Genomic DNA, 25,045 nt, shown 5'->3' on the forward strand with positions numbered 1-25,045 from the left:
CTTCTTTTTCACATTTGTGTCATATCAGTCAAAAAAGCCCCAGAAACGCGAAAGCCGGCCCCTTGGGGCCGGCTTTCTACTCAGCGAGTTTAAAGGCTAGGGAAGGCAAATTGCGACGCTTCATGGCTGGCCCGCTGCGGCCAACGCTGAGTGATTGCCTTACGACGAGTATAGAAACGCACGCCATCCGGCCCGTAGGCATGCAAGTCGCCAAACAGAGAACGCTTCCAACCACCAAAGCTGTGGTACGCAACCGGAACCGGCAGCGGAACGTTAACCCCCACCATCCCGACTTCAATCTCATCACAAAACAGACGTGCAGCCTCACCGTCACGGGTGAAGATACAGGTGCCATTGCCGTATTCGTGATCATTGATCAGTTGCATCGCAGCTTCCAGGCTATTGACCCGAACCACACACAACACCGGCCCGAAGATCTCTTCCTTATAGATACGCATCTCAGGAGTCACGCGGTCAAACAGGCTGCCACCGAGGAAGAAACCGTCCTCATGCCCGGCAATACTCAAGCCGCGACCGTCGACCACCAGCTCAGCGCCTGAAGCCACACCGTCTTCTATATAGCCACTGACCTTATCTCGCGCCTGACCAGTCACCAATGGCCCCATATCCAGGCCGCAAGAAGTACCCGCACCAATCTTCAATGCCTTGACCTGCGGTACCAGCTTGGCGATCAACGCATCCGCCACCTGGTCGCCCACGCACACGGCCACCGAGATCGCCATGCAACGCTCGCCACACGAACCGTAAGCAGCCCCCATCAAGGCACTGACCGCATTATCCAGATCCGCATCCGGCATCAGCACCGCATGGTTCTTCGCACCACCCAACGCCTGTACGCGCTTACCGCGCTTGGTTGCTTCGGAATAGATGTACTCGGCAATCGGCGTCGAGCCTACAAAACTCAGGGCTTTTACTTCCGGCGCTTCGATCAATGCATCCACCGCGCCCTTATCCCCGTGCACCACACTCAGGACGCCTTTAGGCAACCCGGCCTCCTGCAACAACTGCGCGATCAGCAGCGTCGAACTAGGGTCTCGCTCCGAAGGCTTGAGGATGAAACAGTTACCGCAGACGATGGCCAGCGGATACATCCACAGCGGCACCATCGCCGGGAAGTTGAACGGTGTAATACCGGCCACCACACCCAGCGGCTGGAAATCCGACCATGCATCAATGTTCGGTCCCACATTGCGGCTGTATTCGCCCTTCAGAATCTCCGGCGCCGAGCACGCATACTCGACGTTCTCGATCCCGCGCTTAAGCTCACCCGCGGCGTCTTCCAACGTCTTGCCATGCTCTTCGCTGATCAACTGCGAGATGCGTGCTTCGTTCTGCTCCAGCAATTGCTTGAAACGAAACATCACCTGCGCACGCTTGGCCGGCGGCGTAATGCGCCACGCCGGAAACGCCGCCTTGGCCGAGTCGATAGCACTCTGAATGGTGTCGCGGCTGGCCAATGGCACTTGGTGAATCACTTGGCCGGTGGACGGGTTGTACACGTCGGCAGTGCGGCCGGTATCGTTGACCAACTGGCCATTGATCAAATGCTGGATGAGGCTCATGCAGGGCTCCTGAAAAGTTGTTCTATATAGAAGGAGAAATCAGTCGATCTTGTTCAGCACTTCGCCGACCGCATCAAACAGGCGGTCCAGGTCCTGCGGCTTGCTGTTGAACGTTGGCCCGAACTGCAGGGTGTCACCGCCAAAGCGCACGTAGAAACCGGCTTTCCACAGGGCCATGCCAGCCTCGAATGGACGTACGATGGCATCCCCGTCACGCGGGGAAATTTGGATCGCACCCGCCAAGCCGTAGTTACGAATGTCGATCACGTTCTTGCTGCCCTTCAAGCCGTGCAGTGCATTTTCAAAGTGCGGAGCTACTTCGGCTACGCTCTGCACCAGGTTTTCTTTCTGCAATAAATCCAGTGCCGCCAGGCCAGCTGCACAAGCAACCGGGTGCGCTGAGTAGGTGTAGCCGTGGGGGAACTCCACTGCGTACTCCGGCGTCGCCTGGTTCATGAAGGTCTGATAGATCTCGCTGCTGGCAATCACGGCGCCCATCGGGATCGCGCCGTTGGTGACTTGCTTGGCAATGCACATCAGGTCCGGGGTCACGCCGAAGCTGTCGGCACCGAACATCGCCCCGGTACGGCCGAAACCGGTGATCACTTCATCGAACACCAACAGGATATTGTGCTGGTCGCAAATCTCACGCAGGCGCTTGAGGTAACCCTGCGGCGGTACCAGCACACCAGCGGAGCCAGCCATTGGCTCGACAAAGACGGCGGCGATGTTCGACGCATCATGCAGTTCGATCAGTTTGAGCAGCTCATCGGCCAAGGCGATACCGCCCTGCTCCGGCATGCCACGGGAGAAAGCATTGCTTGCCAGCAAGGTATGAGGCAGATGGTCAACGTCCATCATCGCCTGACCAAAAAGCTTACGGTTGCCGTTGACGCCACCCAGGCTAGTACCCGCGATATTCACCCCGTGATAGCCACGGGCGCGGCCAATCATCTTGGTCTTGGTGGCTTGGCCTTTCAGGCGCCAGTAGGCCCGCACCATCTTCACGGCAGTATCGGCGCACTCAGAACCCGAGTCGGTAAAGAACACATGGTTCAGGTTACCCGGGGTCAGGTCGGTGATCTTTTCCGCCAACTGGAAGGACAGCGGATGACCGTATTGGAAGCCCGGGGAGTAGTCCAGGGTGCCCAATTGCTTGGCGACGGCCTCCTGGATTTCCTTGCGCGTGTGCCCGGCGCCACATGTCCATAGGCCCGACAACGAGTCGTAGACCCTACGGCCCTTGTCATCGATCAACCAACTGCCTTCAGCCCCGACGATCAAGCGTGGGTCACGCTGAAAGTTACGGTTGGCGGTGTAGGGCATCCAGTGAGCGTCCAACTTCAGTTGGCTGGCCAGGGACGATGGGGCGTTTTCGGGCATGTTCATCAGCAAAACCTCGCAAGGCAAAAGGCAGCGTAGGGATTGAAAAAGCGTTGTTGCGGCTAAATTGCCACGGGGATAAAGTCGGTGAAATCCAACTCTTCTAACCTTCAGTCAGGCCTTTACTAAACTATGAGCAGCCGCCGTCCCGACCCTTTGGCGCAAGTCAGCGACTTCGATATTCGCTTGCTGCGCATCTTTCGCAGCGTGGTGGAATGCGGCGGCTTCTCGGCGGCGGAAACCGTACTTGGCATCGGGCGCTCCGCCATCAGCCAGCAGATGAGCGACCTTGAACAACGGCTCGGGCTAAGGCTCTGCCAACGCGGTCGCGCCGGGTTCTCCCTGACCGAAGAAGGCCGCGAGGTCTATCAGTCAGCCCTGCAACTATTGAGTGCCCTGGAAAGCTTTCGCACCGAGGTCAACGGTTTGCACCAGCACTTGCGCGGTGAACTGATCATCGGCCTCACCGACAACCTCGTCACCCTGCCCCATATGCGCATAACCCATGCACTGGCGCAGTTGAAGGAGCGCGGCCCGGACGTGCAGATCCAGATCCGCATGATCGCCCCCAATGAAGTGGAGCAAGGTGTGCTCGATGGTCGCCTGCACGTCGGCGTGGTCCCCCAGGCCAGTGCGCTGTCGGGCCTGGAGTACCAACCGCTGTACAGCGAACGCTCGCTGCTTTACTGCGCCGTCGGCCACCCGCTGTTTTATGCCGATAACAAACAACTCGACGACGAACGCATCGACAGCCAGGACGCCATCGCCCCCACCTTTCGCTTGCCCGCCGAGATCCAGGCCCATTACCAGGCGCTCAATTGCACCGCCAGCGCATCGGACCGCGAAGGCATGGCATTCCTGATTCTCACCGGTCGCTATATCGGCTACTTGCCTGACCACTACGCCAGCCTCTGGGTGCAACAAGGCCGGCTACGCGCGCTGAAACCCACTACACGTTTTTACGATTTGAGCCTGGCATCGGTCACGCGCAAGGGTCGTCGCCCTCATTTGGTGCTGGAAAGCTTCCTGGAAAGCCTGGCCGCAACCCGCTAACCCGGGCCTCTCGGAAAAAGTTGAGCAGATGGACAGCTTTTTGCAAGGCACCAGGACCTTGAACCGTCCGCCTCGAGTTGACCCGCCATGCCACCAGAAGCCTCCAGCCCAAGCGACCTGATCTACGGCCTCAATGACCGCCCCAAACCACTGCCTGCCCTATTGGCCGCCCTGCAACATGTGCTGGCCGCATTCGTCGGCATCATCACCCCGCCGCTGATCATCGGCTCTACCCTGGGCCTCAGCGCCCACCTGCCCTACCTGATCAGCATGGCACTGATGGTCTCCGGCGCAGGCACGTTCATCCAGGCACGCAGGCCGTTTGGTATCGGTGCCGGAATGATTTGCCTGCAGGGCACCAGCTTTGCGTTCCTCGGTGCAGTGCTGTCTGCCGGTTTTCTGGTGAAACAACGCGGCGGGAGCCCGGAGGACATCCTGGCGATGATCTTTGGCGTGTGCTTTTTCGGCGCCGCAGTGCAGATCATCTTGAGCCGCTTCATTGGCCAACTGCGCCGAGTGATAACGCCCTTGGTGACCGGAATTGTCATCACGTTGATCGGCATCAGCCTGATCAAGGTGGGTATCACCGACCTCGGCGGCGGTTTCAACGCACCCGACTTCGGCGCCCCCACCAACCTGGCACTCGGGTTGTTCGTGGTATTGACGATCATCTTGCTCAACCGCTCGAACACCCCATGGGTACGCCTCTCGGCCATCATCATCGGCCTGGCCCTGGGCAGCCTGGCAGCGTGGTTCAGTGGCAAACTCGTTCCACAAGCATTACCCAACCTGCCTTTGATCAGCCTGCCCACACCCTTTCGTTTTGGTTTCAACTTCGACTGGAGCGCCTTCCTGCCGATCGCGCTGATTTATCTGATCAGCAGCATCGAAACCGTCGGCGACCTCACCGCCAATTGCATGATTGCCCGCCAACCCATCAGCGGCCCCTCTTATATCAGCCGGCTCAAGGGCGGCGTATTGGGCGATGGCGTGAGCTGCATGATCGCCGCCACCTTCAGCGCATTCCCCAACACCACCTTTGCCCAGAACAATGGCGTGATCCAACTCACCGGCGTGGCCAGTCGTTATGTGGGCTTATACATCGGCGCGCTGCTGTTCTGCCTCGGCCTGTTTCCACTGATCGGCGCTGTGCTCCAGCAAATTCCAAAACCGGTGCTGGGCGGCGCGACTCTGGTGATGTTCGGCAGTGTGGCCGCCGCAGGTGTACGGATCCTCGCCCAGGCGCCGCTGGACCGACGCAGCATGCTGATCATCGCCACTTCGTTCGGGGTCGGCCTGGGTGTCGCCGCTCAACCCAACCTGCTGCACTTGATGCCGACATGGGTACAGAACCTGTTCGACTCCGCCATCACCAGCGGCGGCCTGACCGCCATCGCGTTGTGCCTGTTATTGCCAGAAACCAAGGCAACCCGCGTCGCCGCAAACCACCCGACGCAAAGCGACACCCTGGAACCGCTTTGACGGTTTTATTGCATCGGGACTTGTCTGGGGCTTGAGGGTGGGTTATCTGTGCACACATCGTCTCTATCGATCTGCACGGAAACCTCCATGAGCCTCGAAGTTCCTGCCCACAGCAACCACGCCGGTAAACCCGCCAGCCGTATTCGGCAAAAGAACGAACAAGCGATTCTCCAGGCTGCTGAAGACGAATTCGCGCGCCATGGCTACAAGGGCACCAGCATGAACACCATTGCTGCCAGTGCCGGGCTGCCCAAGGCCAACTTGCACTACTACTTCACCAACAAGCTGGGCCTGTACATCGCCGTGCTCAGTAACATCCTCGAACTGTGGGACAGTACCTTCAACGCACTGACCGCCGAGGACGACCCGGCCGTCGCACTCACCCGCTACATCCGCACCAAGATGGAATTCTCGCGGCGCCAACCACAAGCCTCGCGGATCTTCGCCATGGAGATCATCAGCGGCGGCGAGTGCCTCACCGAATATTTCAGCCAGGACTATCGCGCCTGGTTCAGTGGCCGGGCGGCAGTGTTCCAAGCCTGGATCGACGCCGGCAAAATGGACCCCATCGACCCCGTGCACTTGATCTTCCTGCTGTGGGGCAGTACCCAGCACTATGCCGACTTCGCCACCCAGATCTGCCGAGTCACCGGTCGCACCAAGCTGACCAAGCAGGATATGGAAGACGCCGGTACCAACCTGATCCATATCATTCTCAAAGGCTGCGGCATCAAGCCAGCCCTATAAACGAAGCGAGTTATGTCTTTTACGCTGACAGGCCTTTGCGAATTTCGTGAAGAAATACGCAAAAGCCGCTTTATCACCTTGGCGACGCCTATCACCAGCCCGCAGGACGCCCAGGCGTTTTTCGAGCAGCACAGCGACCTGAACGCCACGCACAACTGCTGGGCCTGGAAGCTGGCCGACCAGTACCGCAGCAACGACGACGGCGAACCCGGTGGCACCGCCGGCCGACCGATCCTTGCGGCCATCGAGGCACAGGGTTTTGATCAGGTCGCGGTGCTGGTGATCCGCTGGTACGGCGGGATACAACTGGGTACCGGTGGGCTGGCCCGCGCCTATGGCGGCGGCGCGAATAAGTGCCTGCAAAATGCCGAGCGCATCGAACTGATCAGCCGTGTACCGCTGAGCTGTGCCTGTGGATTCTCGGAGCTGAACCTGGTGAAACTGCGCGTCGCAGAACTCGGCGGGTTGATAGTGGAAGAAACTTTCACCGCCAACGGTGTGCAGCTGCAGCTTGCACTGGGAGAGGCACACATCGACACCCTGCAAACCCAGCTCGCCGACCTGAGCCGTGGACGCATCCTGCTGCAACGCTGAAACTGCTACTGTTATGCGCTGAACTCCCTGAACCGCGACTTCAAAGGAAGCCCTCATGTCTACGCCAAAAACCGCACTGATCATCGGCGCCTCGCGCGGGCTGGGCCTTGGCCTGGTCAAGCAACTGCTCCAGGACGGCTGGGACGTGACCGCCACCGTACGCGACCCGAACAAGGCCGACGCCCTGAAAGCCGTTGGCCCGGTGCATATCGAGAAACTCGACATGGACGACCAGCAAGCCGTGATCGCCCTGGCCCAACGTTTGAAAGACCGTACCTTCGACCTGCTGTTCGTCAACGCCGGCGTCAAGGGCCCCGCGAACCAGGAGCCTGGCCACGCCACCCTGGCGGAAGTCGGCCAGCTGTTTTTCACCAACGCCGTGGCGCCGATCAACCTGGCCCAGCGCTTTGTCGGGCAAATCCGCAAAGACAGCGGCGTGCTGGCCTTCATGAGTTCGGTATTGGGCAGCGTGACCATTCCCGACGGGTCGGACCTGGCGTTGTACAAGGCCAGCAAGGCTGCACTCAACTCAATGACCAACAGCTTTATCACTCAACTGGGCGATCACAAGCTGACAGTCCTGTCGCTGCATCCGGGCTGGGTGAAAACCGACATGGGCGGCGAAAACGCCCACATCGATGTCGAGACCAGCGTGCGCGGCCTGGTGGATCAAGTGAACGCCTACACCGGCAAAGGCGGTCATCATTTTGTGGACTACAAGGGCGATACCATCGCCTGGTAAGCCACAAGGGATCGTTATCGACCGATTGCCGTCGATAACGATCCACGCGTAGACTGCCACCTCGCCCTAACCGGCGACCCTGGATCAGCAGACAGGGCAACACTGAGCTGGCAAACCTGAACCCATCATTCAGAGGAGCCGGCCAATGCCTGCGACCCGTATCTGGTTAAAAAACCCTCTCGCGATTTTCACTGCCAATGGCCTCGACGCCCGTGGCGGCCTGGTGCTGCAAGACGGTGTCATCACCCAAGTGCTGGCCCTGGGGCAGGAACCCGCACAACCGTGTGCGCACGTGTTCGATGCCCGAGAGCATGTTGTCCTGCCTGGGCTGATCAACACCCACCACCACTTCTATCAAACCCTGACCCGCGCCTGGGCGCCGGTGGTCAATCAGCCGCTATTCCCTTGGCTCAAAACCCTGTACCCGGTATGGGCGCGGCTCACCCCGGAAAAACTTGCCCTGGCCACCAAAGTCGCGCTGGCTGAATTGCTGCTCTCCGGCTGCACCACGGCGGCCGATCACCACTACCTGTTCCCCGACGGCCTGGAAAATGCCATCGATGTGCAAGTCGACAGCGTGCGCGAACTGGGCATGCGCGCCATGCTCACCCGCGGTTCCATGAGCCTGGGCGAAGCCGATGGTGGCCTGCCACCACAGCAGACCGTGCAACAAGGGCAGGTGATCCTCGAAGACAGCCAACGCCTGATCCGCGACTACCATCAACGGGGTGACGGCGCGCACATCCAGATTGCCCTGGCGCCATGCTCGCCGTTCTCCGTCACGCCCGAAATCATGCAAGCCAGCGCCGAGCTGGCCAACAGCCTGGATGTGCGCCTGCATACCCACCTGGCAGAAACCCTCGACGAGGAGGACTTCTGCCTGCAGCGCTTCGGCCTGCGTACCGTGGATTACCTCGACAGCGTCGGCTGGCTCGGCCCCCGCACCTGGCTGGCCCATGGTATTCACTTCAACCCGGACGAAATCGCGCGCCTGGGCGCCGCCGGCACCGGCATCTGCCATTGCCCAAGCTCGAACATGCGTCTGGCATCAGGCATCTGCCCAACCCTGGACCTGCTCGCTGCCGGTGCGCCCATTGGCTTGGGCGTAGACGGTTCGGCGTCCAACGATGCATCGAACATGATTTTGGAAGCGCGCCAGGCCCTGTACATCCAGCGCCTGCGTTACGGCGCAGAAAAGATCCCCCCCGAAGGCGTATTGGGTTGGGCGACCAAGGGTTCGGCGCAGTTGCTGGGCCGTACGGATATCGGGGAATTGGCCGTAGGTAAACAGGCTGACCTGGCGCTGTTCAAGCTCGATGAGCTGCGCTTCTCCGGCAGCCACGATCCGATTTCAGCGCTGCTGTTGTGCGGTGCGGATCGAGCGGATCGAGTGATGATTGGCGGCCAGTGGCGGGTCATCGACGGCCAAGTCGAGGGCCTGGACCTCAAAGGCTTGATCGCCGACCACACCCAGGCGGCTCGGCAGTTAATCGCCGGAACCTAAGCCGAACAGCGGTCAAACTGTGCGAGGGGGCAAGCCCCCGCACATTGGATTCTGCGGGGCTTATAGGCCCAACAGCGACAACATGATAAAAGTCGCAAACAACACAAAATGGGTCATCCCTTCGATGGCGTTGGTTTCGCCATCGTTGAGGTTGATCGCGCTGACGATCAGCGTGATCAGCACCATCACCGTTTGCACTGGCGTCATCGCCATCTGGAACGGCTGGCCGGTGTAGAGCGCCATGGCCTCCATCACCGGCACCGTCAGAATCACCGTCGACAACGATGCGCCCAGCGCGATGTTCACCACTGACTGCATGCGGTTGGCCAACGCAGCGCGCAGCGCCGTCAAGATCTCCGGCGCGGCCGAAATCGCCGCGACCACAATCGCCGTGATCACCGGTGGCGCGCCCGTGCCTTCCAGGCCCAGGTCGAGGGTCTTGGACATCACCTCGGCCAGCGCGCCAATCACAACGACCCCAAACACCAAGCTACCGATAGAGAAAGCCAGGTTGATCGGTGGTGCGTGCTCTTCTTCCGGCAGTTTTTTGCGGCGTTTTTCCGGGTAGCTGTAACTGAAGAAGTAACTGTGTGGCCCGACCTGCATGCGCAGGAACAAGGTGTAAAGCAACACCATCGCGCCAATGGTGAAGGCCGAGTAAATTTTCCAGTCGGCTTGGGGGATGAATTCCGGCACCACCATCGACACCCCCATGGCCGTGAGGATCATCACGCTGTAGCTGCGCGCAGAGTCATCGTTGTAGGGCTGTTCGCCATGCTTGATCCCGCCCATCAGCGCAGCCAGGCCAAGGATGCCATTGATGTCGAGCATCACCGCCGAATAGATAGTGTCGCGCACCAAGGTCGGCGAGGGCTCGTTACTCATCATGATCGCCAGGATCACCACTTCCACCAGTACGGCGGCGAGGGTCAGGATCATGGTGCCGTAGGGGTCGCCGACCTTTTCCGCCAGTTGCTCGGCGTGATGGGCAACGCGCATGGACGCCACCACGATAAACGCGATCAGTACCACGCCGCCGAGCAATGCCACCCGTTGCCCACTGTTGAGCATCCAGTGTTCCAACGGGTAGGCGGCGATGGCAGCAATCAGCGCCAGCAGCATGAATTTTTCTTGCTTGAGAGATGTGAGCATTCCGGGCCTTTTCGTACAGCTGATCAGTCATTGATGGAGTAAAGACTACGTCACCTTGCTAACGTTTCGTTACACCTTAGTTCACACGGCCCTTGCATAACTTGAAGCGAATACTCTCCTGCTGGTCAGGTTTTGCCGATTATTTCAGCCATGGCCTGTAGAATGCCGCCATTGCACCTGATGAGATTTTAGAAATGTACGATTGGCTCAACGCCCTGCCCAAGGCTGAATTGCACCTGCACCTGGAAGGCTCGCTGGAGCCTGAGTTGCTGTTCGCCTTGGCCGAACGCAACAAGATTGCGCTGCCGTGGAACGACGTCGAGACCCTGCGCAAAGCCTACGCCTTCAACAACCTGCAAGAGTTTCTCGACCTGTATTACAAAGGCGCCGATGTGCTGCGCACGTCCCAGGATTTCTACGACCTGACCTGGGCTTACCTGCTGCGCTGCAAACAGCAGAACGTGATCCACACCGAACCGTTCTTCGACCCGCAAACCCACACCGACCGTGGTGTGCCGTTCGAGGTGGTACTGAACGGCATCGCTGCGGCGCTTAAAGATGGTGAGCAGCAGTTGGGCATCACCAGCGGTTTGATCCTCAGTTTCCTGCGCCATTTGAGCGAAGACGAAGCCCAGAAAACCCTCGACCAGGCCCTGCCGTTCCGTGACGCATTCGTGGCCGTGGGCCTGGACAGTTCGGAAATGGGTCACCCGCCAAGCAAATTCCAGCGCGTGTTCGACCGTGCCCGCCACGAAGGCTTCCTTACCGTGGCCCACGCCGGCGAAGAAGGCCCGCCCGAGTACATCTGGGAGGCCATCGACCTGCTGAAAATCCAGCGTATCGACCATGGTGTACGCGCCATCGAAGACGAGCGTCTGATGCAGCGCATCATCGACGAGCAAATCCCGTTGACCGTGTGCCCGCTGTCCAACACCAAGCTGTGTGTGTTCGACGACATGGCCCAGCACAACATCCTCGACATGCTCGAGCGCGGCGTGAAAGTGACAGTGAACTCGGATGACCCGGCGTACTTCGGCGGCTATGTCACCGAGAACTTCCATGCGCTGTACACCGCCCTGGGCATGACCCAGGACCAGGCCAAACGCCTGGCACAGAACAGCCTGGATGCGCGGTTGGTAAAACCTTAACGGGATCAGCGCGATCCAACCTGTGGGAGGGAGCTGGCTTGCTCCCACAGGTATCCCGCGTGAGCCCTTGGATTTCGCTGAGTTCCTCCAGCGTCTTGCCCTTCTTCTCCATCCCGAACACCCACACCACCAAGGCCGCCACCGCAAAACACAGTGCGCCCAAGGCAAACACCCCGCCGCCCAACAAGGTCACGACGCATACCGGTTTACGTCCCCAGCGCTCAACCAGCCAGGCTGCCATCAGAAAGCCGGGAATACCCCCTGGGAAATGACCACCGTGTCATACACCGACTGGGTCACAGCAAAGCCCGATTGCTGCAACAGTGCACTCAGCCACGACGTCAGCCCATAGACCCCCAGCAAGACAAAGAACCACACGACGCCAACGGACCTAGGAGCTTTCGGGCGCCGCCATTCGAGCGATGTGCTCGAGCCCCGCGTCGTTGACCAGCAAGGCGCAGGACTCGTTGATCACACTGATCCAGTTAGACTGCAGGAACAGTTGCAACAACCCCGCGCCCAGTGCACCGCCCAAGTGCGGTTGCTGCTGGCTCCAGTCGAAACAGTCGCAGACCAATGGCGACGCCAGCGCCTGGGTAAAAATGCCCAGGCTCGCCAAACGCTGCGCGCCCTTGACTGTCACCTCTGTGCGCTGCTCATGGCGCTCGATCCAGCCGGCCTCCATCATCCGCTGATACAGCTGGGCCGCAAGTTCGCCACCCAGGTGCCCATGGCACAAGCGCGCACGTCGCAACAGCGGCGGCGCCACCAGCATCAGGGGCATAGCGCCCGGTGTACTGCGTACCGCGCTGGCCATGGTGGTACTGGCCAGCGCATCAATGGCAGCACTGACATCTGCCGCGGCCACGCGAAACAAACGCTTGCCACGCCGAGCCTCGGTCCGCAGCAGCCCACTCCCGGCCAGCCGCGCCAAATGCGCATTGGCTGATGCCGGCGACAACCCGGCAAGCGTCGCCAACTCTTCTGAAGACTTCGCCGAACCGTCCATCAAGGCCCAGAGCATGGCCGTGCGTTTGGGCTCGGCGAGCAAGCTGGCGATATGACTGATGCAAGGTGCTGCTTCCATGTACTCACTCCCTGTTAAATCACTTGTCTGCTGCGGTTGGCGCCAAAGTATAGGTGCGCACACCGCCGGTTCCGCGGCGTCTGACAGTGCAGAGAGGGACAAACCCTGAGTGAAATTTCCTGTAGTCGTGGAAGCTATTAAGTGGAGGCCAATCGATCCGGCCTTTGCGCAGTCAATGTCGCACAGCGAGACACAAGCATTTCCCGCAGCAGGTTAATGGGTTTGCTCAATTGCGCACGGTGGGCACACAGCAGATTAAGCGGTGTACGCTCTCCCCGTAGTTCCGGCAGCAGCAACCGCAAACGCCCCGCCATCACATCGCTGCTCACATCCAGCCAGGATTTGTAGGCAATGCCCACCCCCGCCACCGCCCAGCGACGGACAACGTCCGCGTCATCACTGAAGCGATCACCGCTGACCGTCAGGCTCACCTCACGCTTGCCGTCGTGAAAACTCCAGCGGTCATGCACGCGGCTGCCGAGCATGTACAACAGGCAATTGTGCTGGGCCAGTTGCTCCAGGTGACGCGGTTCGCCATGGCGGGCCAGGTAGCTGGGCGCCGCGCAGAGCACACGAAGGTTTTGCGGGGCGATGGGCAGCGCAATCAGGCTGGAGTCTTCTGGCTCGCCATAGCGCAGGGCGATATCCACCGGCTGACGGAACAGGTCGGCAATGCGATCGCCCAGCAACAGGCGCACGGTCAGTTGTGGGTATTCACGCTGGAACTCATCCAACCACGGCAACAGCTGGTTGCGACCGAAATCCGACGGGGCCGACAGCTGCAGTACGCCGCTGACGTGATCCTGGCCACTGGCCAATAGGCGTCGCCCCTCGTCCAGCGAACTCAACGCAGCGCGGGCGTACTCCAGGAAGCCCTCACCTTCGGCAGTCAAGCGCAGGCTGCGAGTGGAACGCGCCAGCAAGCGCGTGCCCAGTTGCTGTTCAATACGCTTCAACGCCGCACTGGCCACTGCCGGCGACAGGTCCATGACCCGTGCCGCCGCCGACAAACTGCCCAAGTCCGCCGCACGCACAAACAACTGCAAATCATCAAAACGCAGCATGCATTTCTGCCCATTATCAAAATTTCATTGAAACAGACTGCTGTTTTAGCCGCTTTTATCGGTGCGGGAAATACCTAATCATCTGCTCATGCCGTTTATCACGAGTCAGGAGTTGAATATGTCCGCTGCCTTTAACGTCATCGCCACGCTGATTGCCAAGCCCGGCCAACAGGCCACCCTCGAACAACTGCTGCGCGGCCTGCTGGAGCCCACTCGTCTCGAAGCCGGTTGCGAGCAGTACGACCTGCACCAAGACCTGCAACACCCCGAGACTTTTTACATGCTCGAACGCTGGAGCGACGACGCGGCACTGGCCGACCATGACCAGAGCGCGCATATCCAGAGCTTTCGTGCCAAGGCCGCAGAGGTGATCGAACACTTCGCCCTCAAGCGCCTGAAATTTATTGCCTGATCACCGCCCTTTTTCGGAGCCCCCATGAAAGCCGTTGCCTACTACGCCTCACTGCCCATCAACGACCCAGAATCCCTGCAAGACATCGAACTGCCAGAGCCGGTGGCCGGCCCACGCGACCTGCTGGTGGAAGTCAAAGCCATCTCGGTCAACCCGGTGGACACCAAGGTCCGCCAGAACGTCGCCCCGGAAAACGGCGCCGCCAAGGTGCTGGGGTGGGACGTGGCCGGTGTGGTCAAGGCCGTCGGTAGCGAAGTGACGCTGTTCAAGGCCGGTGACAAGGTGTTCTATGCCGGTTCATTGGTACGCCCGGGCGGTAACAGCGAACTGCACACCGTTGACGAGCGTATCGTCGGCCATATGCCCAAGAGCCTGGGCTTTGCAGAAGCAGCGGCGTTGCCGCTGACCGCCATCACGGCCTGGGAGTTGTTGTTCGAGCGCTTGCAGGTGCGTGAAAGTAAAGAAGATGAGGGCCAGAGCCTGCTGATCGTCGGCGCCGCCGGTGGCGTGGGTTCGATCCTCACCCAACTGGCCAAGCAACTTACCGCGCTGAACGTCATCGGTACCGCCTCGCGCCCGGAGACTCAAGAATGGGCCAAGACGCTGGGCGCCGACCTGGTGATCGACCACAGCCAACCGCTGAGCGAAGCGCTGAAACAGGCCAGCCACCCGCACGTGACCCATGTCGCCAGCCTGACCCAGACTGACCATCACCTGGATCAGTTGGTGGAAGCGCTGCAACCCCAAGGCAAACTGGCCTTGATTGACGATCCCAAGGCACTGGACGTGAGCAAACTCAAGCGCAAGAGCCTGTCGCTGCACTGGGAGTTCATGTACACGCGCTCGATGTTCGAGACGCCGGACATGATCGAGCAGCACAACCTGCTCAACCGTGTGGCCGAGTTGATCGACGCCGGCACCCTGAGAACCACGGTGGGCGAGCACTTCGGTGTGATCAATGCGGCGAACCTGCGTCGTGCCCACGCGCTGCTGGAAAGTGGCAAGGCCAAGGGCAAGATCGTGTTGGAAGGCTTCTGAAAAAACGTCTGTCAGTGTCGTCCATTATTCATGTGAGTCATGGACGACACCATTAGTCCGAGAGTTGACCTTTGTCATATTTGTGAGCGCATTCGGGTTTATATTGGCCGCCTTTGCCACGATTCTTTTACGTGAGGAAGTCAGCAATGAAGATCCTGATAAAAGCGTTAGCAAAATCCCCAGGCAATAAATGGCAAGTTCGCCTCGACGGCGACGCCTTCACCTTCCGCAGTGAGGCCGAGGCCCGCGCCTTCGCCGAGACCCTGCAGGCCCGGATCCAGGCGCCCCACCGCATGCCTTCAAGCCAGCAGCGCGCCACCGCTGGCTGATTCACCGATCAGACCTGCGCCTGTGCGGCCCTTGCCCGTTGCAGGCGCTGGGTCAACGTCGCGATCGTCACCGCCAACACGCCGCACAAGCTGATGACCATGGCCATCGGCATCGCCGTGCCATCGTGCAACACGCCAACCAGCGACGCAGCTCCCGCCGCCACGCCGAACTGAATACAACCCAGTAACGCCGAAGCGCTGCCGGCCCGTGCGCCCTGCCCGCTCATGGCACAGGCCGAGGTATTAGGCAAAATGCAGCCCAGGCTTGCGATACAGATAAACAGCGGCACCAGCAACGGCCACAGGGCCTCGGTGCGCAGCGCTGCAATCCCCAACAGCGTCAATGCCGCCAGCACATAGACCCACACCGTACGCGACAGCAAAAACGCCGGGCCGCGCTTGGCCAGCAATCGTGCGTTGAGCTGCGCCACCAGGATAAAGCCCGCAGCGTTGGAGCCGAACAACCAGCCGTAATGCTCGGCAGGCACGCCATAGAGTTTGATAAAGACGAAGGGGGAGCCGGCAATGTAGGCAAACATCCCGGCAATCGAGATGCCGCCGGTCAAGGCATAACCCAGGTAGACCCGGTCCGACAAGAGCGAGCCGTAACGGCGCAACGAGCCAGACAATGGTTGACGCGGCTGATGGGCCGGGAAAGTTTCCGGCAGCCCGACGGCCACGGCGATGGCCGCCATCACGCTGAACAGCGACAGCGCCAGGAAAATCGATTGCCAGCCCCACACTCCGACCATCACCCCGCCCGCCAACGGTGCCAGGATCGGCGCCAGGCCGGTCACCAGCATCAGTTGCGAATACACCTTGGCGGAGCCCACGGCATCGCACTTGTCACTGACCACCGCCCGGGAAATCACCATGCCCGCGCAGCCGCCCAGGGCCTGCACAAAGCGCGCACCGATCAGCCACTCCAAGGTCGGCGCATACGCACAGGCGAAGGACGCCAGGGTAAACAGGGTCACGCCGCTAAGCAGCGGCACGCGCCGGCCAAAGCGGTCCGCCAGCGGGCCATAGATCAATTGGCCGATGGCCAGGCCCGCGAAATACACCGCCAGGGTCAGCTGGATATGCCTTTCGTCGGTCGCAAAGGCCGTGGCCATCGCCGGGAAGCCCGGCAGGTAGAAGTCGATCGCCAACGGCGCGAAGGCGCTCAAGGCGCCCAATATCAGGATTATGCGAAGGTTCATCAGACACCCAAGTGAGTCGGCAGCCCGACAGTCTAGCCGCGCTTGGGTGCCGTGAACATTACGATAGCTCGCTAACTATCAGAAAATTCAAGCCAGCTTGACGGTATAACCCTCTTCGGTGATCACATGGATCACCTCCTCCGGGGACAGGCGGCTTTCCACGCCCACTTCCTTTGCCGCCAGGTTGACGTTCACACTCGCCGCCGGGTCCAGGCTCTGTACCGCCTGGGTCACCGCCCGCACGCAATGGCCGCAGGTCATTCCTTCCACACTGAATATTTGCATGACATGACTCCCTTAATGAGGTTGAACCGAGTCTCGACCTTGCCACGATGGCAAGGTCAAGGCTTAAAATATCGGCCGGGCTGGTATTCGGTCGCGGCGTCGGCCAAGCTTCATCACTCTTAGATTTGAACCACGGAGCATTCGCCATGCGCTGGTCGTTTTTTGCCCTTGCCGGCCTGATGAGTTTGTCTGCCGCTGCGCCCCTGGCCAGTGCCGCTGAAGACTATGCGGTGCTGATCATTTCCCGCGAACGCCTGGAAGTGCCCACCAACTGTGAGATCGGCCTCTACATTCAAGACCAGTTGGCCGGGCGCCTGTTCCAGGAACAAGCCACCTCGTTCAACCTGCCTGCGGGCAATGTGTCGCTGCGCTTGAAGCTGCTGCCAGGCCAATCGGCTGGTTGCCTGCCGGGCATGCTCGCGCCACCGGCGCAGAACATCACGTTGAAGGCCGGTGACGTTCGCAAATTGCGGATCACCCAGGGCCCGGACGGTATGTACCTCAAACCCGCGGCATTGGAATACTAAAGGCGCTTGACCTTCCCCACAGGTCAAGGTTGATCCTTGGGGCAACTTCTTCTGGAGGACTGCCCCATGAATGGATCCACCACGTTTGACCTGCCCATCAGCGGCATGACCTGTGCCAGCTGTGCCGGCCGTGTCGAGCGCGCGCTGGGCAAGGTGCCGGGGGTGCAAAGCGTCAGCGTCAACCTGGCCAACGAACGCGCCCACGTCGAAGTGTTGGGCCAGTTGGACCCCGCCGTGCTGATCGCCGCCGTCGACAAGGCCGGCTATACCGCCACCCTGCCCCAAAGCGAAACGGCGACCGCAACCGATCAAGCCCAGCGCCTGCACCGTGAGCGTTGGTCGCTGGTGCTGGCGATTCTGCTCGCGTTGCCTCTGGTGCTGCCGATGCTGGTGGAACCTTTCAGCCTGCATTGGATGCTCCCGGCCTGGGTGCAATGGGCCCTGGCCACACCGGTGCAATTTATCTTGGGTGCGCGCTTCTATATGGCTGCGTGGAACGCCGTGCGGGCAGGCGCCGGCAATATGGACCTGCTGGTGGCCATCGGCACCAGCGCCGGCTATGGCCTGAGCCTGTATGAATGGCTCACCGCCGCCCCCGGCACAATGCCGCACCTGTACTTCGAAGCCTCAGCGGTGGTGATCGCACTGGTGCTGCTCGGCAAATACCTGGAAAGCCGCGCCAAACGCCAGACCGCCAGCGCCATCCGTGCCCTTGAGGCCCTGCGTCCGGAGCGCGCCATCCGGGTGAATGAAGGCCGTGAAGAAGATGTCGCCATTAACGCCTTGAAGCGGGGTGACCTGGTGCTGGTCAAACCCGGCGAACGCTTCCCGGCGGACGGTGAAGTGGTGGACGGCCAAAGCCATGCCGATGAAGCGCTGATCAGCGGCGAAAGCCTGCCGGTGCCGAAACAGCCGGGCGATACGGTCACCGGCGGCGCCATCAACGGCGAAGGTCGCTTGCTGGTACGCACCCAGGCCCTGGGTGCGCAAAGCGTACTGGCACGGATCATCCGCCTGGTCGAAGACGCCCAGGCCGCCAAGGCACCGATCCAGAAACTGGTGGATAAAGTCAGCCAAGTGTTCGTACCGACAGTGCTGGTGCTGGCGTTGATTACCCTGGTGGGCTGGTGGCTGTACGGCGCTCCGCTGGAGGCGGCGATCATCAATGCGGTCTCGGTACTGGTGATCGCCTGCCCTTGCGCCCTGGGCCTGGCCACACCCACTGCGATCATGGCCGGCACGGGCGTGGCAGCGCGCCACGGCATTCTGATCAAGGATGCTGAAGCATTGGAACGCGCCCATGCCGTGAGCGCCGTGGTGTTCGACAAGACCGGCACCCTCACCTCCGGCGCGCCCAAAATTGCCCACTTGGCGGCGCTGGATGGCAATGAGGCCCTGCTGCTGCAACAGGCCGGCGCCTTGCAACGCGGCAGTGAGCACCCGCTGGCCAAGGCCGTGCTGGATGCCTGCAATGAACAAGGTTTGAACGTGGCCGATGTGAGCGCCAGCCAGGCCCTGACCGGGCGCGGCATTGCCGGCACCCTCGACGGTCGGCAACTGGCGCTGGGCAATCGGCGTTTGCTGGAAGAAACAGGCTTGAGTGCGGGCGAACTGAGCCATCGCGCCAACGCCTGGGAAGCCGAAGGCCGAACCTTGTCCTGGCTGATCGAACAAGGTGCGCAACCGCGTGTGCTGGGGTTGTTTGCCTTCGGTGACACCCTCAAGCCAGGCGCACCGGAGGCCGTGCAACAACTCAAGGCGCAACACATCAGCAGCCACCTGCTCACGGGTGATAATCGCGGCAGCGCCCGGGTCGTCGCAGAGGCGTTGGGCATCGACGATGTACATGCCGAAGTGTTGCCCGCCGAAAAAGCCGCCACCGTCGCCGAGTTGAAAAAAACCGGCGTGGTAGCAATGGTCGGCGACGGCATCAACGATGCACCGGCCCTGGCCGCTGCCGATATCGGTATCGCCATGGGCGGCGGCACTGACGTGGCCATGCACGCCGCCGGTATCACCTTGATGCGGGGCGACCCACGCCTGGTGCCGGCGGCCCTGGAGATCAGTCGCAAGACCTACGCGAAAATTCGCCAGAACCTGTTCTGGGCCTTTGTGTACAACTTGATCGGTATTCCCCTGGCCGCATTCGGCTTGCTCAACCCCGTACTCGCGGGCGCGGCCATGGCCTTGTCGAGTGTCAGCGTGGTGAGCAATGCCCTGCTGTTGAAAACCTGGAAACCCAAGGACCTGGAGGATCAACGTCCATGAACATCGGCCAAGCCGCACGCTCCAGCGGGCTGAGCGCAAAGATGATTCGCTACTACGAGTCCATCGGCCTGCTCAAGGCAGCCCCTCGCACCGACAGTGGCTATCGCGTGTACGGCCCCGACGACCTGCACACCCTGGCGTTTATCAAACGCTCGCGGGACCTGGGGTTTTCATTGGAAGAAGTCGGCAAGTTGCTGACCCTGTGGCAAGACCGGCAGCGGGCCAGCGCCGATGTAAAAGCCTTGGCGCGCCAGCATATCGAGGAGCTGAACCAGAAGATTCTGGAGCTTGGGCAATTGCGCGATACGTTGCAGGATCTGGTAGAGCACTGCCAGGGCGATCATCGGCCCGATTGTCCGATTCTCAAGGAGTTGGCGTCGGGGAACTGCTGTGCCTGATGCTCTGGCTCGATACACACAATCCAAATGTGGGGGGCTTGCTCCCGATGGCGGTGGTTCAGTTAAAGATCCTGAAACTGACACACTGCTATCGGGAGCAAGCCCCCTCCCACATTTTTAACCTCATCTATCCTGAGATCACTGCATCCAAGGCGGAGGCGGTGGCTCGTCCGGCACTTTGCTCGGTGGCGCATCATCGGCCGCACGAATCGCCTGGCGGCGCTCTTCATCCAGCCGCGCCGCTTCGATCTCGCGGATCACACCGCCCACATCCGCCAGTTCTTCCGGCTCGTCGAACTCGCCAGTCAGGAGGCTGGCCGGGTGCAACGTGCCGGCTTCGTACAACGCCCACATCTCTTTGGCGTACTTGGTCTTCTTCAACTCCGGGGCAAAGCGCCCGAAGTAGGAAGCCATGTTACCCACATCCCGCTCCAGCATGCTGAATGCGTGGTTGTTACCCGCCGCATCCACCGCCTGGGGCAGGTCGATGATCACAGGGCCCGTCGGTGTGAGCAGTACGTTGAACTCGGACAAGTCACCGTGCACCAAGCCGGTACACAGCATCAGTACGATCTGGGAGATCAGGAAGGCGTGGTATTCGCGCGCCTGGTCCGGGTCCAGTACCACGTCATTCAAACGCGGCGCCGCATCACCGTACTCGTCAGCCACCAGTTCCATCAGCAGCACGCCTTCCAGGAAGTCGAACGGCTGGGGCACACGAACGCCCGCACCGGCCAGACGGAACAACGCCGCTACTTCGGCGTTCTGCCAGGCATCTTCGGTTTCTTTCTTGCCGAACTTGGAGCCCTTGGCCATAGCCCGGGCCTGGCGGCTGTTCCGGACCTTACGGCCTTCCTGGTATTCGGACGCCTGACGAAAACTTCGTTTGTTCGCCTCCTTGTAAACCTTGGCGCAACGCAGTTCGTTGCCGCAGCGCACCACATAAACAGCTGCTTCTTTACCACTCATGAGTGGGCGCAGCACTTCGTCGACCAGACCGTCTTCGATCAGGGGTTCAATGCGTTTAGGAGTCTTCATCAGCTTTTATTGTGGGTCCTGTATTACCAAACACGCGTGTGGCACTCGTTATACGGCAATCGGCTCGCCGGTGGGAGGGGCTACCGACCTCTGACCACCCAAGAATGCATCTAATAGGCCAATTTTCCTGAAATTCAACGCTCGATGATCGCCGTTACCCCTTGCCCACCCGCGGCGCAGATCGATATCAGCCCACGCCCCTTGCCTGCTGCAAACAATAGCTTGGCCAGGTTGGCGACAATACGCCCACCGGTCGCGGCAAACGGATGCCCCGCCGCCAGGGAACTGCCCTTGACGTTGAGCCGGCTACGGTCGATGGCGCCCAACGGCGCGTCCAACCCCAGGCGCGTCTTGCAGTAGTCTGCATCTTCCCAAGCCTTGAGCGTGCACAACACTTGGGCAGCAAAAGCCTCATGGATCTCGTAGTAATCGAAGTCCTGCAGTGTCAGACCGTTCCTGGCCAGCAAGCGCGGTACCGCATACACCGGTGCCATCAAGAGACCTTCGGCACCGTTGACGAAATCCACTGCCGCCGCTTCGCCGTCCCGCAGGTACGCCAGGATCGGCAAGCCACGCTCCTTGGCCCATGCCTCACTGCCCAGCAGCACCAGCGATGCACCATCGGTGAGCGGTGTGGAGTTACCGGCAGTGAGCGTGCCCTTTTCACTGTGCTCGAAGGCAGGCTTGAGGCTGGCGAGTTTTTCCAGGGTCAGATCGGGGCGCAGGTTATTGTCACGCGTCAGGCCGAGAAACGGCGTGAGCAAATCGTTGTGCCAACCCTCGGCGTAGGACGCTGCCATTTTCTGATGGCTTTCCAGGGCCAACCGGTCCTGGTCGGCACGGGGAATATGCCAAGTCTGCGCCATCAATTCGCAGTGCTGGCCCATGGACAAACCGGTGCGGGGTTCGCCGTTGCGCGGCAGCTCCGGCTTGAGGTGATGGGGACGAAGTTGTAACAGGAGTTTTAATTTATCCGCCAGGGACTTGCTGCGGTTGGCTTGCAGCAAGATCTGGCGCAACCCTTCATTCACACCAATCGGGGCATCGGAGGTGGTATCCACCCCTCCGGCAATCCCGCATTCAATCTGGCCCAGGGCAATCTTGTTGGCCACCAGCAAAGCCGCCTCAAGCCCGGTGCCGCAGGCTTGCTGGATGTCATACGCCGGGGTTTGCGGTGACAGGCGCGAGCCTAGCACGCATTCACGGGTCAGGTTGAAGTCGCGCGAATGCTTGAGCACCGCGCCGGCAGCCACCTCGCCCATGCGTAGGCCATGCAGGTTGTAGCGCTCGATCAGGCCCTCCAGTGCAGCCGTCAGCATCGCCTGGTTACTCGCCGTGGCGTACGGGCCATTGGAGCGGGCGAAAGGAATGCGATTACCGCCAATGATCGCGACACGGCGCAATTGAGTCATGGAAAGCTCCCTGTAGTTTGTGGGTGGAATCATCAAGCCTAGCCTAGGCTGATCGAACGACTACCGCCCCGGGGTGGTCAACCCTTTGAACCCCAGCCTTCGGAGAGCGTTCCATGTCTGACCGTTATATCGACTTCGCCAACTCAAGCCTCGGCCATCGTCTGGTCGCCGCCATTGGCCTGCCGTCGCCGGTACGCCTGGAACGCTGGCAGGCCGGACGCCTGCGCCCGGTCGAAGGCGCACTGTTACTGGGCGGCGGCACACTGGCGGCCAAGGTGCTGGCATTCGCCAATAGACTCACCGACGCCGTTTACAGCTACGGCCCCGACCCCTTGACGGCACCCGCCTGGATTCCCGGGCACGGCCCCAAACTCAAGGCCGTGGTGTTCGACGCCAGTGCCTTGCAACACACCGATCAGCTCAAGCAACTGCGCGAGTTCTTCCAGCCGCTGCTGAAAAACCTCGACCACAGTGCGCACCTGGTGATCCTCGGCCGTGCGCCGGAAAGCCTCGGCGATCCCTTTGCGGCCAGCGCCCAGCGTGCCCTGGAGGGTTTCAGCCGTTCTCTGGCCAAGGAGTTGCGAAGCGGCGGCGTGTTGCAATTGCTCTACGTAGGTGAGGGTGCTGAGGATCAACTGGAAGGAGCGCTGCGGTTTTTCCTGTCGCCCAAAAGCGCTTACATCTCGGGCCAAGTGATTCGCCTCACAGCCTGCGACACTCCCGTCTCGGACTGGACTCGCCCTCTGGCGGGACGCAAGGCCCTGGTCACCGGTGCCGCCCGCGGGATTGGTGCATCCATCGCCGAAACCCTCGCCCGCGACGGTGCCGATGTGATCCTGCTCGATGTGCCCCAGGCCAAGGCTGACCTTGAAGCCCTGGCCGCGCGCCTGAATGCACGCACGGTGGTGCTGGATATCTGCGCCGACGACGCCGCTGGCCAACTGATCGAGCATCTGCCGGAGGGTCTCGACATTCTGGTGCACAACGCCGGTATCACCCGCGACAAAACCCTGGCCAACATGACCCCGGAATACTGGGACGCCGTGCTGGCCGTCAACCTCAATGCCCCACAAGTGCTGACCAAGGCCCTGCTCGACAGCGGCACCCTGCACGACAACGCGCGTGTGGTGCTACTGGCGTCCATCAGTGGCATCGCCGGTAATCGCGGGCAGACCAACTACGCCGCGAGCAAGGCCGGCTTGATCGGCCTTGCCCAGGCATGGGCGCCGTTGCTGAAGGAACGTGGGATCAGCATCAATGCCGTGGCGCCCGGTTTTATCGAAACCCAGATGACCGCGCATATCCCATTCGCCCTGCGTGAGGCCGGGCGGCGCATGAGTTCATTGGGCCAAGGGGGCTTGCCGCAGGACGTGGCCGAGGCAGTGGCCTGGCTCAGTCAACCAGGTTCCGGCGCCGTGAGCGGCCAGGCGCTGCGAGTGTGTGGGCAAAGTCTTTTAGGAGCGTAAGCATGCAATGGCAGACGTTAGACCGCACACCGTTTCTAGCACCGCTGTACTGGCGCGCGGCGCTTAAACGCAAGATCACCGGCAGCACATTGCCCGAACAGGGGTTGCGCTGCCGGGCCAGCGTCGACCCCAAGGCTGTCGCGGCCTATCGCAAGGTCTGTGGCTTTGCCGAGGGGCCCATGCTGCCGGCCACTTATCCACACGTCCTGGCGTTCGGCCTGCAACTGCAACTGCTGACCGCCAAGACGTTTCCGTTCCCACTGTTAGGGCTGATCCACCTGAGCAACCGCATCCGTATTCATCGCCCCTTGGGCAGCGTAAGTGACCTGACCATCGGGGTGTACGCGCACAACCTCAAGCCTCATGCAAAAGGCGCGACCTTTGAGATAGTCACCGTCGTCGAGGATAGCCTGGGCCTGCTATGGGAAGCCCAGAGCCAGATGCTGTGCCGTGGCGTGACACTGGAAGGCACGACAGCAGACGACACACGACAACCCCCGCCGCCACTCAGTGAACTGACACGCTGGACAGCGCCGGCCAATATCGGCCGGCGCTACGCCCGAGTGTCCGGCGATTACAACCCGATCCACCTGAGCGCACTGACGGCCAAGTTATTTGGCTTCCCACAAGCGATCGCCCACGGGCTGTGGAACAAGGCTCGTACTCTCGCGGCCATGGGTGAGCATCTGCCTGTCGCCAATGTTGAAATCGAAGTGGAGTTCAAGAAGCCTGTCCGCCTGCCCAGCGAAGTGAGTTTACTTTGCAGTGCCCCTGGCTCCAGTGGCGAGTTACTGTTGAAGGGGTCAGGGGATATTCAACATATGCTCGGAAAGTGGCAACCGCTCACCTGATACAGGCTGATTAATTGTATATATACACCTTAAGTTATAGCGGACCGACCAAGGTCCGTTTTTTATTCAACCTGCTGATTAGCATCAAATAAATATTCCTTGATAGTTCCCACCTACACCCTTGGCATTAGTCATTTAGCCGCCCCACCCGCTGTGTATATAAATCGTTAATACCAAGTTGAGCGTTGCGGGAAAAAGTGCCTGGGTCTGTGATAGCCACACGGACAAACGTATCGCTATCCGCAGAAATAGCGAATGTTTGAAAACAACCAAGGTTGTA

Annotated in this window: 24 protein-coding genes and 1 pseudogene; 15 read left to right on the forward strand and 10 right to left on the reverse strand. The window is 60.6% G+C overall.

Features of this window, described 5'->3' with window-relative positions:
* Window positions 1-89 precede the first annotated feature (89 nt).
* Both M5B43_RS17920 and M5B43_RS17925 read right to left on the reverse strand, forming a co-directional pair.
* Window positions 90-1,583: a CoA-acylating methylmalonate-semialdehyde dehydrogenase gene (locus M5B43_RS17920; protein WP_248751341.1), complete on the reverse strand. Its 1,494-nt coding sequence runs from the start codon at window positions 1,581-1,583 to the stop codon at window positions 90-92.
* A gap of 39 nt (window positions 1,584-1,622) precedes the next feature.
* Entirely contained in the window at window positions 1,623-2,972 is a 1,350-nt protein-coding gene (locus M5B43_RS17925; RefSeq protein WP_248751342.1) for an aspartate aminotransferase family protein, read from the reverse strand.
* Window positions 2,973-3,098: 126 nt separating this feature from the next.
* Between M5B43_RS17925 and M5B43_RS17930 the strand changes: the two genes are divergently transcribed.
* The 6 genes from M5B43_RS17930 to M5B43_RS17955 all read left to right on the forward strand — a co-directional run bounded on the left by M5B43_RS17930 (window position 3,099) and on the right by M5B43_RS17955 (window position 9,088).
* Window positions 3,099-4,019, forward strand: coding sequence for a LysR family transcriptional regulator (locus M5B43_RS17930; protein ID WP_248751343.1), 921 nt, complete (start codon window positions 3,099-3,101; stop codon window positions 4,017-4,019).
* Window positions 4,020-4,106: 87 nt separating this feature from the next.
* Window positions 4,107-5,501, forward strand: a complete 1,395-nt coding sequence (locus M5B43_RS17935) for a nucleobase:cation symporter-2 family protein (RefSeq protein WP_248751344.1) — start codon at window positions 4,107-4,109, stop codon at window positions 5,499-5,501.
* Window positions 5,502-5,588: 87 nt separating this feature from the next.
* Window positions 5,589-6,248: a TetR/AcrR family transcriptional regulator gene (locus M5B43_RS17940; protein WP_248751345.1), complete on the forward strand. Its 660-nt coding sequence runs from the start codon at window positions 5,589-5,591 to the stop codon at window positions 6,246-6,248.
* Between the two features lie 12 nt (window positions 6,249-6,260).
* Window positions 6,261-6,842, forward strand: a complete 582-nt coding sequence (locus tag M5B43_RS17945; protein WP_248751346.1) for a YigZ family protein — start codon at window positions 6,261-6,263, stop codon at window positions 6,840-6,842.
* A gap of 55 nt (window positions 6,843-6,897) precedes the next feature.
* Window positions 6,898-7,584, forward strand: a complete 687-nt coding sequence (locus tag M5B43_RS17950) for an SDR family oxidoreductase (RefSeq protein ID WP_248751347.1) — start codon at window positions 6,898-6,900, stop codon at window positions 7,582-7,584.
* Window positions 7,585-7,729: 145 nt separating this feature from the next.
* Entirely contained in the window at window positions 7,730-9,088 is a 1,359-nt protein-coding gene (locus M5B43_RS17955) for an 8-oxoguanine deaminase (protein WP_248751348.1), read from the forward strand.
* Between the two features lie 60 nt (window positions 9,089-9,148).
* Here the strand turns inward: M5B43_RS17955 and M5B43_RS17960 are convergent, their stop codons facing one another.
* Window positions 9,149-10,240, reverse strand: coding sequence for a calcium:proton antiporter (locus M5B43_RS17960; RefSeq protein ID WP_248751349.1), 1,092 nt, complete (start codon window positions 10,238-10,240; stop codon window positions 9,149-9,151).
* Between the two features lie 194 nt (window positions 10,241-10,434).
* Here M5B43_RS17960 and M5B43_RS17965 point away from each other — a divergent pair, with 194 nt between their 5' ends.
* Window positions 10,435-11,388 (forward strand): adenosine deaminase, encoded by a 954-nt coding sequence (locus tag M5B43_RS17965; protein WP_248751350.1) that lies wholly within the window; start codon window positions 10,435-10,437, stop codon window positions 11,386-11,388.
* A 76-nt stretch (window positions 11,389-11,464) separates the two neighbouring features.
* Here the strand turns inward: M5B43_RS17965 and M5B43_RS17970 are convergent.
* From M5B43_RS17970 to M5B43_RS17980, 3 genes and pseudogenes are all read right to left on the reverse strand, one after another.
* Window positions 11,465-11,766 (reverse strand): annotated as a pseudogene (locus M5B43_RS17970) (hypothetical protein); the annotation flags it as partial.
* A gap of 13 nt (window positions 11,767-11,779) precedes the next feature.
* Complete coding sequence (locus M5B43_RS17975) at window positions 11,780-12,475, reverse strand: helix-turn-helix transcriptional regulator (RefSeq protein WP_248751351.1); 696 nt, start codon at window positions 12,473-12,475, stop codon at window positions 11,780-11,782.
* 137 nt (window positions 12,476-12,612) lie between these two features.
* Complete coding sequence (locus tag M5B43_RS17980) at window positions 12,613-13,539, reverse strand: LysR family transcriptional regulator (RefSeq protein WP_248751352.1); 927 nt, start codon at window positions 13,537-13,539, stop codon at window positions 12,613-12,615.
* A 118-nt stretch (window positions 13,540-13,657) separates the two neighbouring features.
* On the opposite strand from M5B43_RS17980, the gene M5B43_RS17985 reads away from it, so the two are divergent.
* The 3 genes from M5B43_RS17985 to M5B43_RS17995 all read left to right on the forward strand — a co-directional run bounded on the left by M5B43_RS17985 (window position 13,658) and on the right by M5B43_RS17995 (window position 15,318).
* A complete protein-coding gene (locus tag M5B43_RS17985) occupies window positions 13,658-13,951 on the forward strand; it encodes a putative quinol monooxygenase (protein WP_248751353.1) in 294 nt (97 codons plus the stop codon).
* Window positions 13,952-13,975: 24 nt separating this feature from the next.
* Complete coding sequence (locus M5B43_RS17990; protein ID WP_248751354.1) at window positions 13,976-14,989, forward strand: zinc-binding alcohol dehydrogenase family protein; 1,014 nt, start codon at window positions 13,976-13,978, stop codon at window positions 14,987-14,989.
* Window positions 14,990-15,135: 146 nt separating this feature from the next.
* Window positions 15,136-15,318, forward strand: a complete 183-nt coding sequence (locus M5B43_RS17995; protein WP_248751355.1) for a hypothetical protein — start codon at window positions 15,136-15,138, stop codon at window positions 15,316-15,318.
* 8 nt (window positions 15,319-15,326) lie between these two features.
* Here M5B43_RS17995 and M5B43_RS18000 read toward each other — a convergent pair whose 3' ends face one another.
* Both M5B43_RS18000 and M5B43_RS18005 read right to left on the reverse strand, forming a co-directional pair.
* Window positions 15,327-16,520: a multidrug effflux MFS transporter gene (locus M5B43_RS18000; RefSeq protein WP_248751356.1), complete on the reverse strand. Its 1,194-nt coding sequence runs from the start codon at window positions 16,518-16,520 to the stop codon at window positions 15,327-15,329.
* Between the two features lie 87 nt (window positions 16,521-16,607).
* On the reverse strand, window positions 16,608-16,805 hold the full coding sequence (locus tag M5B43_RS18005) for a cation transporter (protein WP_248751357.1): 198 nt from the start codon (window positions 16,803-16,805) through the stop codon (window positions 16,608-16,610).
* A 146-nt stretch (window positions 16,806-16,951) separates the two neighbouring features.
* Here M5B43_RS18005 and M5B43_RS18010 point away from each other — a divergent pair, with 146 nt between their 5' ends.
* The 3 genes from M5B43_RS18010 (at window position 16,952) to cueR (ending at window position 19,998) form a co-directional block, all read left to right on the forward strand.
* Window positions 16,952-17,332 (forward strand): hypothetical protein, encoded by a 381-nt coding sequence (locus M5B43_RS18010; protein ID WP_248751358.1) that lies wholly within the window; start codon window positions 16,952-16,954, stop codon window positions 17,330-17,332.
* Window positions 17,333-17,398: 66 nt separating this feature from the next.
* On the forward strand, window positions 17,399-19,600 hold the full coding sequence (locus M5B43_RS18015) for a heavy metal translocating P-type ATPase (RefSeq protein ID WP_248751359.1): 2,202 nt from the start codon (window positions 17,399-17,401) through the stop codon (window positions 19,598-19,600).
* A complete protein-coding gene (gene cueR, locus M5B43_RS18020) occupies window positions 19,597-19,998 on the forward strand; it encodes a Cu(I)-responsive transcriptional regulator (RefSeq protein ID WP_248751360.1) in 402 nt (133 codons plus the stop codon). Before M5B43_RS18015 ends, cueR begins: the two co-directional genes overlap by 4 nt.
* 138 nt (window positions 19,999-20,136) lie before the next feature.
* Here the strand turns inward: cueR and M5B43_RS18025 are convergent, their stop codons facing one another.
* Both M5B43_RS18025 and M5B43_RS18030 read right to left on the reverse strand, forming a co-directional pair.
* Window positions 20,137-21,036: a PA4780 family RIO1-like protein kinase gene (locus M5B43_RS18025; RefSeq protein ID WP_248751361.1), complete on the reverse strand. Its 900-nt coding sequence runs from the start codon at window positions 21,034-21,036 to the stop codon at window positions 20,137-20,139.
* Between the two features lie 134 nt (window positions 21,037-21,170).
* Complete coding sequence (locus M5B43_RS18030; protein WP_248751362.1) at window positions 21,171-22,448, reverse strand: acetyl-CoA C-acetyltransferase; 1,278 nt, start codon at window positions 22,446-22,448, stop codon at window positions 21,171-21,173.
* Between the two features lie 113 nt (window positions 22,449-22,561).
* Between M5B43_RS18030 and M5B43_RS18035 the strand changes: the two genes are divergently transcribed.
* Both M5B43_RS18035 and M5B43_RS18040 read left to right on the forward strand, forming a co-directional pair.
* Window positions 22,562-23,914, forward strand: a complete 1,353-nt coding sequence (locus M5B43_RS18035; protein WP_248751363.1) for a 3-oxoacyl-ACP reductase — start codon at window positions 22,562-22,564, stop codon at window positions 23,912-23,914.
* 2 nt (window positions 23,915-23,916) lie between these two features.
* Window positions 23,917-24,765 (forward strand): MaoC/PaaZ C-terminal domain-containing protein, encoded by an 849-nt coding sequence (locus M5B43_RS18040; protein WP_248751364.1) that lies wholly within the window; start codon window positions 23,917-23,919, stop codon window positions 24,763-24,765.
* Window positions 24,766-25,045: the final 280 nt, after the last annotated feature.

It is taken from the genome of Pseudomonas sp. MWU15-20650, assembly GCF_023242475.1.
GTDB lineage: Bacteria > Pseudomonadota > Gammaproteobacteria > Pseudomonadales > Pseudomonadaceae > Aquipseudomonas.

Excerpts from the sequence above, each read along its gene's own strand:
- M5B43_RS17920 (WP_248751341.1), bottom strand. The coding sequence starts at position 1,583 with ATGAGCCTCATCCAGCATTTGATCAATGGCCAGTTGGTCAACGATACC.
- M5B43_RS17925 (WP_248751342.1), bottom strand. The coding sequence starts at position 2,972 with ATGAACATGCCCGAAAACGCCCCATCGTCCCTGGCCAGCCAACTGAAG.
- M5B43_RS17930 (WP_248751343.1), top strand. The coding sequence starts at position 3,099 with ATGAGCAGCCGCCGTCCCGACCCTTTGGCGCAAGTCAGCGACTTCGAT.
- M5B43_RS17935 (WP_248751344.1), top strand. The coding sequence starts at position 4,107 with ATGCCACCAGAAGCCTCCAGCCCAAGCGACCTGATCTACGGCCTCAAT.
- M5B43_RS17940 (WP_248751345.1), top strand. The coding sequence starts at position 5,589 with ATGAGCCTCGAAGTTCCTGCCCACAGCAACCACGCCGGTAAACCCGCC.
- M5B43_RS17945 (WP_248751346.1), top strand. The coding sequence starts at position 6,261 with ATGTCTTTTACGCTGACAGGCCTTTGCGAATTTCGTGAAGAAATACGC.
- M5B43_RS17950 (WP_248751347.1), top strand. The coding sequence starts at position 6,898 with ATGTCTACGCCAAAAACCGCACTGATCATCGGCGCCTCGCGCGGGCTG.
- M5B43_RS17955 (WP_248751348.1), top strand. The coding sequence starts at position 7,730 with ATGCCTGCGACCCGTATCTGGTTAAAAAACCCTCTCGCGATTTTCACT.
- M5B43_RS17960 (WP_248751349.1), bottom strand. The coding sequence starts at position 10,240 with ATGCTCACATCTCTCAAGCAAGAAAAATTCATGCTGCTGGCGCTGATT.
- M5B43_RS17965 (WP_248751350.1), top strand. The coding sequence starts at position 10,435 with ATGTACGATTGGCTCAACGCCCTGCCCAAGGCTGAATTGCACCTGCAC.
- M5B43_RS17975 (WP_248751351.1), bottom strand. The coding sequence starts at position 12,475 with ATGGAAGCAGCACCTTGCATCAGTCATATCGCCAGCTTGCTCGCCGAG.
- M5B43_RS17980 (WP_248751352.1), bottom strand. The coding sequence starts at position 13,539 with ATGCTGCGTTTTGATGATTTGCAGTTGTTTGTGCGTGCGGCGGACTTG.
- M5B43_RS17985 (WP_248751353.1), top strand. The coding sequence starts at position 13,658 with ATGTCCGCTGCCTTTAACGTCATCGCCACGCTGATTGCCAAGCCCGGC.
- M5B43_RS17990 (WP_248751354.1), top strand. The coding sequence starts at position 13,976 with ATGAAAGCCGTTGCCTACTACGCCTCACTGCCCATCAACGACCCAGAA.
- M5B43_RS17995 (WP_248751355.1), top strand. The coding sequence starts at position 15,136 with ATGAAGATCCTGATAAAAGCGTTAGCAAAATCCCCAGGCAATAAATGG.
- M5B43_RS18000 (WP_248751356.1), bottom strand. The coding sequence starts at position 16,520 with ATGAACCTTCGCATAATCCTGATATTGGGCGCCTTGAGCGCCTTCGCG.
- M5B43_RS18005 (WP_248751357.1), bottom strand. The coding sequence starts at position 16,805 with ATGCAAATATTCAGTGTGGAAGGAATGACCTGCGGCCATTGCGTGCGG.
- M5B43_RS18010 (WP_248751358.1), top strand. The coding sequence starts at position 16,952 with ATGCGCTGGTCGTTTTTTGCCCTTGCCGGCCTGATGAGTTTGTCTGCC.
- M5B43_RS18015 (WP_248751359.1), top strand. The coding sequence starts at position 17,399 with ATGAATGGATCCACCACGTTTGACCTGCCCATCAGCGGCATGACCTGT.
- cueR (WP_248751360.1), top strand. The coding sequence starts at position 19,597 with ATGAACATCGGCCAAGCCGCACGCTCCAGCGGGCTGAGCGCAAAGATG.
- M5B43_RS18025 (WP_248751361.1), bottom strand. The coding sequence starts at position 21,036 with ATGAAGACTCCTAAACGCATTGAACCCCTGATCGAAGACGGTCTGGTC.
- M5B43_RS18030 (WP_248751362.1), bottom strand. The coding sequence starts at position 22,448 with ATGACTCAATTGCGCCGTGTCGCGATCATTGGCGGTAATCGCATTCCT.
- M5B43_RS18035 (WP_248751363.1), top strand. The coding sequence starts at position 22,562 with ATGTCTGACCGTTATATCGACTTCGCCAACTCAAGCCTCGGCCATCGT.
- M5B43_RS18040 (WP_248751364.1), top strand. The coding sequence starts at position 23,917 with ATGCAATGGCAGACGTTAGACCGCACACCGTTTCTAGCACCGCTGTAC.